This is a genomic window from Solibacillus sp. FSL K6-1781, assembly GCF_038630735.1.
GTDB classification, from domain to species: domain Bacteria; phylum Bacillota; class Bacilli; order Bacillales_A; family Planococcaceae; genus Solibacillus; species Solibacillus silvestris.
In genome coordinates this window covers 4,101,579-4,114,897 of the sequence record NZ_CP152038.1, presented here as the reverse complement: position 1 = coordinate 4,114,897, position 13,319 = coordinate 4,101,579, and the positions used below count along the sequence as shown (strand labels likewise).

Genomic DNA, 13,319 nt, shown 5'->3' with positions numbered 1-13,319 from the left:
CGTAGAATCTAGTTATTCAAACGAAAATTACTCCATATTAAGTTATACTAAAAAAATTATAATGACATACTATTGGTTTCTTTTGCATTTTAGCCTATGGATTTCAACCCTATTTATTGGTGGTATTCCAGTATTTACATGCTCTCACCCAGTTTTGGATGGATACAGATTTGGTAAGTAGAGGAGAAGTCAAAGGGGATATCATCATCTATACGTTTAATCATTCTTCTTGTCATGACGGTTATTTTGTTTGGGCATGCAAAAATGGTACAATAGAAACGTGAGAAAAGTTGAAAGTAGACTGGTCAAAAAGCCGACAATGTAATAACAAGGTTTAAATAATCGTTGCATTATAAAGTCTTACGAACAACAGATAAGGAAGGTTCTCCATGCAAAATAATCAAACAAGAAAGCTGGCACATGGTGCGATGATGATTGCGCTGTTCACTGTGCTGATGGCAATCGTATTTTATATTCCATTGGCGAATATCATCGCGGCGATTATTGCTCCATTACCGATGATTTGGTATAGCGCAAACTATAATCGAAAGTCATCGCTTTTAGTCGCAGTGATTGCTGTATTTATTACCTTTTTTATAGGTGGACTGCTTTTACTACCCGCTTCATTAATCTTTGCAGCAGCAGGTGTAGCGATAGGGGATGCTATTTATCATAAAAAAAGTAAAGTATTTATGTTTATCTCAACGAGTATCGTCCTGCTGTTCACATTTGCAATTCAGTATTTAATTTCTTTGCGTTTGTTTGAAGTAGATTTTATTCGAGATTCTATCGCGCTCATGAAGACGAGCTATATGGAGTCGATTAAAATGACCGAAAATCTGACTGGACAACCTGTGCCCAAAGAAACAATGGATCTGGCGAATACTATGTTAGATACGTTGGAAATGACAATTCCGGCTTCCATTACATTTGCCATGTTATTTTTGGCATTTATTATTATTACCGTTAATTTACCGATTTTAAAGCGTTTAAAAGTAGACGTTCCAAAATTTGCGAAGTTTAGTGAATTACGTTTACCCCGAGCGGTATTATGGTATTATTTAATCGTTTTATCGGTGAATTTATTCGTTCGTCCAGAGGCGGATTCGTCATTGGCTATTATCATCCTAAATATTTCGATGGTATTATGGGTATTATTAACAATACAAGGTATCTCATTTATTCATTTTGTCATTGATGCTTTTGGTTATCCGAAGTTTATAAAAGTTTTAAGTACAATTTTGGCAATACCTCTCTATTCGTTTGTCATTTTAGTAGGTATTGTTGATTTAGGCTTTAATGCACGTAATTACATTCAAGAAAAGAGTCAGAAATGAGGAGCTGATGGGAATGGGGATTTTTCGTAAAAGACCAATTCGATATCCACTATTAGTATTATTTTTACTTGGTGCAGTAGCAGCTATCCTTATTATGATGTGGAATGTATGGGTGGGAATAGCCTTTATAGCTATTTATGCAGTAGCAGCTTACTACACGGTAAAAGTTGAATTATTAACATATGTAGAAACTGAAAAGCATATTCAAACACTTTCTTACCGGATGGAGGATGTGGGAAAAGAGGCATTTCTGGAAATGCCATTCGGAATCCTTTTAATGAATGATGAAATGACGGTGGAATGGGCGAATCCGTTTATGCTTCGCGTCCTACAGCAAGAATCGCTAGTCGGATATGAACTGGAAATGATATCAGAAGAGCTACCTATACTTGTTAATCAGGAACAAAAAAATGAAACGGTCATTGCTATTAATGATCGCAAATATCATATTTATTACAAAGAAGAAGAGAAACTTTTTTACTTCTTTGATATTACAAAACAAGTACAGATTGAAAAGCAATATATGGCGGACCGTACAGTACTTGCAATTTTATTTATCGATAATTATGATGAGCTTACTTCGGGCATGGATGACCAGGCACGGAGCGTCACCAACACGATGATGACATCGATTATTAATGAATGGGCAGCACATTATGATATTTTTGTTAAAAGAATTGCATCGGATCGTTACATGGCTGTGTTAAATGAATCGATTTTATCGGAGCTTGAGCAGAAGCGATTTTCAATTTTGGACGTCATCCGGGAACGAACGTTGATGCAGAAAAATTTATCATTAACATTAAGTATCGGAATTGGAGCAGGTTCCCAATCACTTGTAGAGCTTGGGCAATTAGCACAGTCGGGACTTGATCTAGTTCTAGGTCGTGGTGGTGACCAAGTTGCCATTAAGCAGTCCAATGGTAAGATTCGCTTTTATGGGGGCAAAACAAACCCTGTTGAAAAGCGCACAAGAGTACGTGCACGTGTAATATCACATGCGCTAAGTGATTTAATACAAGATAGTGACCGTGTTTTCGTGATGGGTCATAAAAGCCCGGATATGGACTCGATAGGAGCCTCTGTCGGTGTACGCAAAATGGTTGCGATGAACGGGATTGAAGGCTTTGTCGTAGTCAATTTTGATGAAGTTCGAGGAAGTGTAGACCGCTTAATGACCGAGTTGGAGCAAAAAACCGATTTTTACGATCGCTTTATTACACCGGACGAAGCTTTATCTAAAATAACTCCAAAATCACTTGTAGTCATTGTCGATACACATAAGCCGAGCATGGTAATTGATAGCCGAATATTAAGCAGAACAGATAAGGTTGTTGTCATCGATCATCACCGTCGCGGAGAAGAATTCATCAATAATCCGACGTTAGTATATATGGAGCCATATGCATCATCTACAGCAGAACTCGTTACGGAGCTGCTAGAATACCAGCCTCAAAATGAAAAGTTATTGCCGCTTGAAGCAACAGCATTATTGTCTGGTATTATAGTCGATACAAAAAGCTTTACATTAAGAACAGGTGCGCGTACATTTGAAGCCGCTTCGTATTTACGAACATTTGGTGCTGATACCGTGCTGATTCAACGTCTGTTAAAAGAAGATGTAGAAACATATGTCGCCCGTTCAAAAATTATTCAAACTGTTGAATTTCCGTTTGCAGGAATTGCGATTGCAAATGGTGAAGATTCAAAAATATACGATTCCGTACTAATCGCACAAACGGCAGATATTTTACTTACAATGAAGGATGTCGGTGCCTCGTTTGTCATTGCTCATCGCAATGATGGATTAATCGGTATTAGTGCACGTTCATTAGGAGAAGTAAATGTCCAGCTTGTCATGGAAAGGCTTGGCGGTGGAGGTCATTTAACAAATGCCGCTACCCAAATGGAAGCACAATCCATTGACGAAGTGAAAAAGTATTTATATGAAGCAATTAATGAAGTAATTGAAGGGAGTAAAGAATCATGAAAGTAGTATTTTTAAAAGACGTAAAAGGTAAAGGCAAAAAAGGTGAAATTAAAGAAGTAGCAGAAGGTTATGCACGCAACTTTTTAATTAAAAACGGTTATGCAAAAGAAGCTAATAACCAAGCAATTAGCGAACTCCAAGGTCAAAAGCGATTAGAAGAAAAAAATGCGGCAGCAGAGTTGCAGGCAGCGAAAGATTTAAAAGAGCAATTAGAAGCAATTACAGTAGAAGTAAAAGCGAAATCAGGTGAAGGTGGTCGCCTATTTGGTTCGGTATCTACAAAGCAAATTGCAGATGCACTACAAAAGAAACATGGTTTTAAAGTAGACAAACGTAAAATGGATTGTAATGAAGGACTTCGTTCATTAGGATTTGCCAATGTACCAGTGAAGTTACATCAAGATGTAAAGGCTACTTTAAAGGTACATGTAATTGAAGAGTAAGGAGCGACAACAATGAACGAATCCATGATGGACCGTGTTCCTCCACATAATAGTGAAGCGGAACAATCGGTCATTGGAGCCGTTTTCCTTGAACCACAAGCTCTAATAACAGCATCCGAAATTGTTATAGCAGATGATTTTTATCATATTGCCCATCAAAAGATTTTCCAAACGATGCTGAACTTGAGCGATCAGGGAAAAGCAATTGATCTTGTCACTGTAACGGAAGAATTATCAGCAAAAAAAGAGCTCGAGGATATCGGCGGATTAAGCTATATTACGGAATTGGCGAGTGCTGTTCCGACGGCTGCCAATATTGCACATTACGCAAAGATAGTAGAGGAAAAGGCGATTTTACGTCGCCTTATTCGCGTTGCATCTAAAATTGCAGATGATGGATATACGCGCGAAGATGAGGTAGAAATTCTTTTAGCAGAAGCTGAAAAGAAAATGCTTGAAGTTTCGAACCGTAAAAATGCGGGCGATTTTAAGCACGTAAAAGATGTACTCGTTCAAACATTTGATAATATTGAACAGCTCCAGTCACGTGAGGGGGATGTGACAGGTATTCCTACCGGTTTCCGTGATTTGGACAAGATGACGGCCGGTTTCCAACGCAACGATTTAATTATTGTGGCAGCCCGTCCATCGGTTGGTAAAACAGCCTTTGCCTTAAACGTAGCCCAAAGTGTTGCTGTAAAGGCCCGTGAAAATGTAGCGATTTTCTCTCTTGAAATGGGAGCAGACCAGCTTGTCATGCGTATGTTATGTGCAGAAGGTAATATCGATGCACAACGCTTGCGTACAGGCGCTTTAGAAACAGAGGACTGGAGCAAGCTGACAATGGCTATGGGAAGTTTATCAAATTCCGGTATTTACATCGATGACTCTCCGGGTGTGCGCATGACAGATATACGTGCCAAATGCCGACGATTAGCTAAGGAAAACGGTTTAGGAATGATTATGATCGATTACTTGCAGCTTATTTTAGGTAGCGGTAAACCAGGAGAGAACCGTCAGCAGGAAGTATCGGAAATTTCCCGTTCATTAAAAGGTTTAGCGCGTGAACTAAAGGTACCTATAATTGCCCTATCACAGCTGTCGCGTGGTGTAGAGCAACGTCAAGATAAACGACCGATGATGAGTGACTTGCGTGAATCTGGTTCGATTGAGCAAGATGCCGATATCGTAGCCTTCTTATACCGTGATGATTACTACGATAAAGAATCGGAAAGTAAGGATATTATCGAAATCATTATTGCAAAACAACGTAACGGTCCAACAGGCACGGTAAGCTTGGCATTCCGTAAAGAGTACAATAAGTTCTTAAATCTAGAATTTACCCCACCTCCACGAGAGGAATAATCCTTAAACACGAACGTTTCACATTAGTTGAATGTGTACGTTCGTGTTTTTTGTTGACATTTAGGATTTGGAATTGTTAAAATGTTCATGTTTCATCATTAAGGAATTAAAAGGTAAATTCTTATGAAAAAGAATGAAATACTTAATATATAATTTTCATTAGGTGAATCATTCGTCGGAGGTGCACATAGATGACAGCTGTAGTTGTAGTAGGTACGCAATGGGGAGACGAAGGAAAAGGTAAAATTACAGATTTCCTTTCAAAAAGAGCAGATGCAATAGCACGTTATGCTGGTGGGGATAACGCGGGTCACACAATAAAGATTGGTGAAGAAACATATAAATTGCATTTAATCCCTTCAGGAATTTTTTATCCGGAGAAGCTTTCGGTTATAGGAAATGGTGTTGTTCTTAATCCGAAATCAATTGTAACAGAATTAAAAGGACTGCAAGCTAGAGGAATTGATACATCGAATTTAAGAATTTCCAATCGTGCACATGTAATTTTGCCGTATCACATTTATCAGGATATTGCAGAGGAACAGGCACGTGGTGATGAAAAAATAGGCACAACAGCAAAAGGAATTGGTCCATGCTACCAAGATAAAGTTGCCCGGATCGGGATTCGTGTAGCAGACCTATTAGATAAAGAAACATATGAAAAGAAATTACGCGCAAATTTAACATTAAAAAATCGCTTATTTACAAAGTTTTATGAAGTAGAAGGATTACAATTTGATGATATCTTCGAGGAATACTTTGCTTATGGTCAGGAAATTGCCCAATATGTAACGGATACATCGAAAGTGCTGAATGATGTTATTGAAGAAGGCGGTAAAGTGCTGTTTGAAGGGGCACAAGGGATTATGCTTGATGTCGATCAAGGTACTTATCCATATGTAACTTCTTCAAATCCAGTGGCAGGCGGGATAGCAATTGGATCAGGAGTTGGTCCAACAGCAGTAGAACGCGTCGTTGGCGTTTGTAAGGCATATACATCTCGTGTTGGAGATGGTCCATTTCCTTCTGAACTTCATGATGAAATTGGTCAGCAAATTCGGGAAGTAGGCCGTGAATATGGTACAACAACGGGCCGCCCACGTCGTGTTGGTTGGTTTGACTCGGTCGTTGTTCGCCATTCACGCCGAGTTTCGGGAATTACGGATTTAGCATTAAATTCTATTGATGTATTATCAGGTCTTGAAACGGTTAAAATTTGTACAGCGTATGAATATAACGGAGAACAAATTACTGAATACCCGGCGAACCTGGAAATCATTAAACAGTGCAAACCTGTTTATGAAGAACTGCCAGGTTGGTCAGAAGATGTGACGAACGTTCGGACATTTGATGAGTTGCCTGATAATGCGAAAAATTATATACACCGCATTGTAGAGCTTACAGGTATTTCATTAATGACATTCTCAGTAGGCCCTTCACGTGAGCAAACGAATATCGTAAGTGAAATCTGGAAATAACCGGTTTGAATATAAAAGTGTATTAAAGGTCTAACAGGCTTTTAATACACTTTTTTATTATTTCTAATAAAATGAAAAAGAGGATACTAAGAGGGTGAATATACTATTTTAACTAATAAAAATGTAACAAATTTTTAGATAATAATACATTTACATTACAAAAAGACTGGAGCGGTTCATTTGAAATGTGAAATATGATACATTAGCGAAGTGTGTTTTTTGACCATTGCGAGTTATTAAAAGAATATACAAACATTTTTTTATAGAACAGATCTAGTCGAAAGGAGCTTTATCATGAGTTCAAAAGGAAACAAGTTAGACTTAAAAAAACGTAATCTAAGTCTAATGAATCGTCATAATAGAAAACTTAAAATGGCAACATTATTTGCATTACTTGTTTCTACAGTGACATTCAATATAGGTTTCGCGAATGAAACAGATAAAGAAAAATTCGCTAAAGTTTTCCACGTTTATGTAGCTGATACATACGTAGGTTCTGTTGCAGATGAAGCAACAGTAAATGAGATTGTCGAGCAAAAAGAGCAAGTGGCAAGCGAACAATATGAAGATTTAACAATTGACGCTGGCGCCGATATCTCAATCATCCCAGAGCAAGTATTTACAGTCGAAGCTAATGAAGAGCAGACATTAAAAAACCTTCAGGAAGCAATAACTGTTCAGGCAAAAGCCCATTCCCTAAAAGTAGGGGAAACAGTCGTTGCATCAGTGAAGGATAGAGAAGAGTTCGAAGCTGTAATTGACGGATTAAAGCTTCAGTTTGTTTCACAAAACGATTTAAATGAATTGCAAAACATTGCTACTAAAGATTCTATACCCGAATTGAAGGATGATGAAACACGCCTGGTTGATCTTACATTATCAGCTCCGATTACAGGAGATGAAGTGTTAGCCGAGCCGGCGGAGATTGTTTCAGCCAAACAAGCGGTACAGCTTTTACAAACAGGTGCATTAGAGCAAAAAGTATATACGGTAAAAGCAGGAGATGTGTTAGGTTCAATTGCAAAAGCCCACAATTTAACAACTGCCGACTTATTAAAAATCAATCCCACACTTAAAGCAGACACTGTCCTGCGTATAGGCGAACAAGTTAACGTAACTGTACAAAAACCGTTTGTTACGGTAAAGGCAGTTTATGAAAAGAAAAAAGTAGAGGGAATCGACTTTGCGAAAATCGTTAAAGAAGATGAAACAATGCTTAAAGGCAAAAAAGTAGTTAAGCAGGAAGGCGAAAAGGGCAAAAAGGAAGTTTCCTACTTAATTACTGAAGAGAATGGTGTCCGAACGGAAAGAATACAATCAGAGGCAAATGTAGTAGCCGAGCCTGAAGATCGTGTTGTTGTTGTCGGAACTAAAGTAATCCCTTCTGTTGGTACAGGTACCTTTGCTTGGCCTGCAGTTGGTGGCTATATATCAAGTAATATGGGAGAGCGTTGGGGACGTTACCACTACGGAATCGATATTGCCCGACCATCAAACTATACGATAAAAGCATCGGATAACGGTGTTGTTAAAACTGCAGGTAAGCATTCAACATACGGAAATTATGTTGTGGTTAACCATAAAAACGGTTTTGAATCGTTATATGCTCATTTATCTCGTATTGACGTAGAAGTTGGACAAGTAGTTGAACAAGGTTCCGCTTTAGGGCAAATGGGTTCAACAGGACGTTCAACAGGTACACATTTACATTTCGAAATTCATAAGAACGGTACAGAAGTAAACCCGTTATCATATTTAAATTAATTTTTAGCAGTCCAAGCGGAGTTTTGGGCTGCTTTTTCTATAATATGGCCATTAATTAGTTTAATGGGCAAAATTCAAAAAAAATTCTTATATGGGTGGAATATTTCCCGGAAAATAATCATAGCAATATAGCTGTATAATGCACCAAATTGCAAAGCATGATAGAGTAGTTATAGTAAAAATAAAAGATAACCTTTCATAATTATATAGAGAATTTATGAGAAAAGAGGAATTAGATGATGGATAAAACGATATTAGTTGTAGACGATGAAAAACCGATTGCAGACATTTTGCAGTTTAATTTAATAAAAGAAGGTTATCGCGTCATTTGTGCATACGATGGGGACGAAGCGCTTCAAAGAGTAGAAGAGGAACAGCCGGATTTAATGTTGCTGGATATTATGTTACCTAAACGTGACGGCATGGAAGTATGTCGTGAAGTGCGCAAAAAATATGATTTCCCAATTATTATGCTAACGGCAAAAGGGTCGGAAATCGATAAAGTGCTAGGACTGGAAATGGGTGCTGACGATTATGTAACAAAGCCGTTCAGTACACGTGAACTAATCGCCCGTGTAAAAGCGAATATGCGCAGATTAAATGTGCCTGCTCAAATAGAAGAAGCACAAGCGGAAACGAATGATATTGTAGTAGGCTCTTTAACGATTCAGCCAGATGCCTATTTAGTATTAAAGCGCGACGATTCAATTGAATTAACACACCGCGAATTTGAATTACTGCATTATTTAGCAAAACATATTGGTCAAGTAATGACACGTGAGCATTTGCTGCAAACAGTATGGGGTTATGATTATTTCGGTGATGTACGAACAGTGGATGTAACAATCCGCCGTTTACGTGAAAAAATTGAAGATAATCCAAGTCACCCTTTATGGATTGTTACGAGACGAGGAGTAGGCTATTACTTACGAAACCCTGAACAGGAGTAAAATACATGCAAAAAGTGAGCTTTTTTAAGTCCATCCATGTAAAGCTTGTATTGATTTATGTCCTATTAATTATTATTGCTCTTCAAATTATAGGCATTTATTTCTCAAAGCAGCTGGAGACGAATTTAAAAACGAATTTCCAAGATTCGATTCGCCAAAGAATAGAGCTTGTGCATTATAGTGTACGTGAAGAAATGTTAAAGATACGCGATGAAAATACCCCGCCTTCATTAGAGGATAGTTTAAAACCGATTTTGCAGGGGTTTTCTACAGAAGATATTAACAAAATCAATGTAGTGGACCGTCACGACCGTATATTGGCTACTTCCGAAGATGACCAGGCAATTGTTGGTCAGCGTATAAATGAAGAAATTATACAACAGGCCGCGTCTTCCGAAACACTGTTGGATAAGATTTCATTGGATCGGGATACAGGACAGCGCATATGGATATTAGCTGTACCTATTATGGATAATGTAGGATCTAAAGGGGATTTGAAAGGCGTCATTTACGTTCAATCGAATATTGAAAAGGTATACGAGCAACTAAATGAAATTAACCGGATTTTTGCGGCAGGTATTGCAGTATCGCTTGCTATTACCATTATATTAGGAATTTTAGTTGCGCGAACTATTACTCGCCCTATTTCCGATATGCGAAAACAGGCGCAGGCAATGTCAAAAGGAAATTATGCAAGGAAAGTGCGTGTATACGGAACAGATGAAATAGGTCAGTTAGCCATTGCCTTCAATCATTTAACCAATCGTCTGCAGGAAGCACAATCCACGACAGAGGCTGAACGCCGAAAACTGGCAAGTGTACTTAGTAACATGACAGATGGTGTAATAGCCACAGACCGCAAAGGGAAAATTATATTGATTAATGATCCGGCATTGGAATTGCTTCATGATTCACGTGAAACAACTTTAAACCGCCCGATTGCATCGGTATTACGCTTAGACCAGGAGTATAGTTTTGAAGACTTGATTCATATGAAAGATCCTGTGAATCTTGATTTTAGTATGAATGATGCACCGTATGTGTTACGTGCAAACTTTTCTGTAATTCAAAAGGAAACAGGTTTTGTAAATGGTCTGATTACGGTATTGCATGATATTACCGAACAGGAAAAAATTGATATGGAGCGTCGTGAATTTGTTGCGAATGTTTCCCATGAATTGCGTACGCCGTTAACGACGATGCGGAGTTATTTAGAAGCACTTGCGGAAGGTGCATGGAAAGATGAAAATATAGCGCCGACATTTTTAAACGTCACGCAAACTGAAACAGAGCGTATGATCCGCCTTGTAAATGATTTGCTACAATTATCAAAAATGGACAGCCAGGAATATGAACTGAATCTGGAGTTTGTTGAATTTAATAAGTTTTTCACGCAAATTATTGACCGTTTTGAAATGTCGAAGTCACAGAATGTAGAATTTATCCGATTGCTTCCAGAAAAGAGCTATTTTGTTGATATTGATACCGATAAGCTTACACAGGTGATCGATAATATTATTTCAAATGCATTGAAATATTCTCCGGATGGCGGCAATATTCGTTTTGGTTTTACCGTTCATGATAATATGATTCGCGTTATGATTTCAGATGATGGTATGGGAATTCCGAAAGAAAATGTGACGCGAATTTTCGATCGCTTCTATCGTGTAGACCGAGCAAGAGCAAGGTCGATGGGTGGAACAGGTTTAGGTCTTGCAATTGCTCGTGAAATGATTGAAGCACACGGCGGGAAAATTTGGGCAGAAAGTGAGGAAGGCCAGGGCACTACGATATTCTTCACATTGCCATATGAATTGGATGAAGCGGGGGATTGGGAATGAAATATGTTGAACAGATAAAATCTCTTTTATTAGCATTCCTCGTTTTACTCAGCATTGTGTTCACACTTCTTATTTGGAATTATAAACCGGAATATGAAACGATAAAGGAGACCCAGATTGAGGAAGTACTTGTCGGCAAACCGAAGGACTTACAGGAAGTAATAAAACCATACAGATTGTTGTATCGCCAAAATGAGCAATTTTACGGGACAGTTTCTTCAACACCTTTGAAAGGATTATACAGCCACTTACGTTCATGGCAAGTTTACGAGATGGATTTAATTAACAGTGACCTTTCAGACAGTAAAATGAACGAAATGCTGCGGAAGAATAATCGTATAACCATGTTTTTTAAAGAAGAAATTCCTTTGCGCGTTTTTTCAAATATCTTGTCATTTAATGATAATGAAATACCAGATGTAAGCTTTACACGTCTTATTGTAGACTGGTCAAATGTAGAGAATAGCGATCAGCTACAGTTGCTTTTCCTAAACACAGAAAAGCGATCGTTATATAGAGCGTATGCGAACGTACCGGATAAAGATTATTTCATGGAGAAAGTAATTGAACCAGCAAATGATTATAGCCAATATGTTGAAGTTGAACGGGATGCTCTAAGCTCTTTATATGTGGCCAAAGATCCTATACAATCAGCAAGGTACAGATATTTAACTGAAGAGATTAAACCTGATTTATTTAAAAAGATTCTGTTCACCGATTTAAAAATCGTACAACGGAATATTGAAAGTTCCCAATCTGAAAGGTTTACTGATGGGACATCGTTAATGACAGTTGATAGCCAAAATCGGATTATAAATTATGTATACCCGACTGCAGAAAGTATTGCACCGATTCCTTCCACAAGATTATTTATAGACAGTTATAATTTTATAAATGACCATGGTGGATTTACAATGGATTACCGCCTGTCTTCTATGGACATTGATAGGCATATTACAGAATATCAGCTATTTGTACAGGGTCTTCCTGTATACAGTAATGTTACGGCAACGCGTCTCGTAACTACTTGGGGTGAAAACCGTATTTTCCGTTACCGCCGCCCTTATTATTCAATGGGTACTAATATTGAAAAGGTACAGAGGGATCTGGAATCAGGGGAACAAATAGTTGAGTTGCTTCGTACCAATGATAATAAATTATTTAATGAAACAGAGGAAATCGTTGTTGGGTACGAATTAACGCTTGAAGAATCAGAGCAGGATACGGATTTAGTCCTCGTATTGGAGCCAAAATGGTTTGCCGTAACAAACAATGTATGGACACGCCTTTCACCCGAGGAAATAGGGGGTGATGAAGTTGGATTGGAGTAGAACGAAAACTATTTTTATATGGGTTTTTCTAGTATTGAATATCTTTTTATATACGCAGTATTTAGAGAGCTATAACGAAGGCCAGGAAATAGATGTTTTAGGGGAAACGATGGAAATTGAAGCACGTTTGAAGGGAGATAATATAACGTATATTGCCCTTCCGAACAATAAGGAAAGTGCAGCATATTATTCCGGACAAATTAAAAATTTCTCTCCATCTGAAGTGCCATACTTTAAGAATCAAAGCGCAAAGATAGAAAATAACAATAAGCTGATTGTGACGATGGACAAGCCTGTAAAGCTTCAGAAAAGCGATACCCGAGATTCCTATACTGACTTTGTCCACAACAATGTATATGAAGGTGATTCCTATGTGCTTTGGGATATCGATAAAGAGAAAAAAGAAGCGACATTTTTCCAGAAGGTGAATGACGTAACACTGTATTATAATGTGCGTGGTTATGTAAAACTTTATTGGGATGATGAAAACCGCATTGTTTCCTATGAGCAAACAATGCTGGAAAAGCATGAAAAGTTAGATAAACAGCAAAATCTATTAACTGCAAGACAAGTATTGCAGATTCTATATGGAAAGAATTTATTAAAACCGGATTCTCAGATTACGGAAATGAATCTAGGCTACTCTACAATTGTTCAATTAACGCAAACACAAGTATTTGCACCGACATGGGAAGTACGGGTAAAGCTGACTGATGACACAGAAGAAATACATTTTGTGAATGCGGTACAAGGACGAATTGTGGAGATCCAAAATGACTTATCCGAAATTGTTGAGCAGACAGAGGATTTGGAAGAGTAG

Annotated in this window: 10 protein-coding genes; all 10 read left to right on the top strand. The window is 38.0% G+C overall.

Annotated features, from left to right (window positions below; translation table 11 throughout):
• Positions 1–389 precede the first annotated feature (389 nt).
• The 10 genes from MHH37_RS20850 to yycI all read left to right on the top strand — a co-directional run bounded on the left by MHH37_RS20850 (position 390) and on the right by yycI (position 13,319).
• Positions 390–1,337: a DUF2232 domain-containing protein gene (locus tag MHH37_RS20850; protein ID WP_065217707.1), complete on the top strand. Its 948-nt coding sequence runs from the start codon at positions 390–392 to the stop codon at positions 1,335–1,337.
• Between the two features lie 13 nt (positions 1,338–1,350).
• The gene (locus MHH37_RS20845) at positions 1,351–3,327 is read left to right on the top strand and encodes a DHH family phosphoesterase (RefSeq protein ID WP_008408343.1); all 1,977 of its coding nucleotides are present in this window, start codon (positions 1,351–1,353) and stop codon (positions 3,325–3,327) included.
• On the top strand, positions 3,324–3,770 hold the full coding sequence (gene rplI / locus MHH37_RS20840) for a 50S ribosomal protein L9 (protein WP_008408342.1): 447 nt from the start codon (positions 3,324–3,326) through the stop codon (positions 3,768–3,770). Before MHH37_RS20845 ends, rplI begins: the two co-directional genes overlap by 4 nt.
• Positions 3,771–3,782: 12 nt before the next feature.
• Positions 3,783–5,135, top strand: coding sequence for a replicative DNA helicase (dnaB, locus tag MHH37_RS20835; protein WP_008408341.1), 1,353 nt, complete (start codon positions 3,783–3,785; stop codon positions 5,133–5,135).
• A gap of 191 nt (positions 5,136–5,326) precedes the next feature.
• Positions 5,327–6,613, top strand: coding sequence for an adenylosuccinate synthase (locus MHH37_RS20830; protein ID WP_342574492.1), 1,287 nt, complete (start codon positions 5,327–5,329; stop codon positions 6,611–6,613).
• 294 nt (positions 6,614–6,907) lie between these two features.
• Positions 6,908–8,377: a M23 family metallopeptidase gene (locus MHH37_RS20825; protein WP_342574491.1), complete on the top strand. Its 1,470-nt coding sequence runs from the start codon at positions 6,908–6,910 to the stop codon at positions 8,375–8,377.
• Between the two features lie 239 nt (positions 8,378–8,616).
• On the top strand, positions 8,617–9,327 hold the full coding sequence (gene yycF, locus MHH37_RS20820; protein WP_340718861.1) for a response regulator YycF: 711 nt from the start codon (positions 8,617–8,619) through the stop codon (positions 9,325–9,327).
• Positions 9,328–9,332: 5 nt separating this feature from the next.
• A complete protein-coding gene (walK, locus tag MHH37_RS20815) occupies positions 9,333–11,168 on the top strand; it encodes a cell wall metabolism sensor histidine kinase WalK (RefSeq protein ID WP_342574489.1) in 1,836 nt (611 codons plus the stop codon).
• Positions 11,165–12,499, top strand: a complete 1,335-nt coding sequence (yycH, locus tag MHH37_RS20810; protein ID WP_342574488.1) for a two-component system activity regulator YycH — start codon at positions 11,165–11,167, stop codon at positions 12,497–12,499. Before walK ends, yycH begins: the two co-directional genes overlap by 4 nt.
• A complete protein-coding gene (gene yycI / locus MHH37_RS20805) occupies positions 12,486–13,319 on the top strand; it encodes a two-component system regulatory protein YycI (RefSeq protein WP_008408335.1) in 834 nt (277 codons plus the stop codon). Before yycH ends, yycI begins: the two co-directional genes overlap by 14 nt.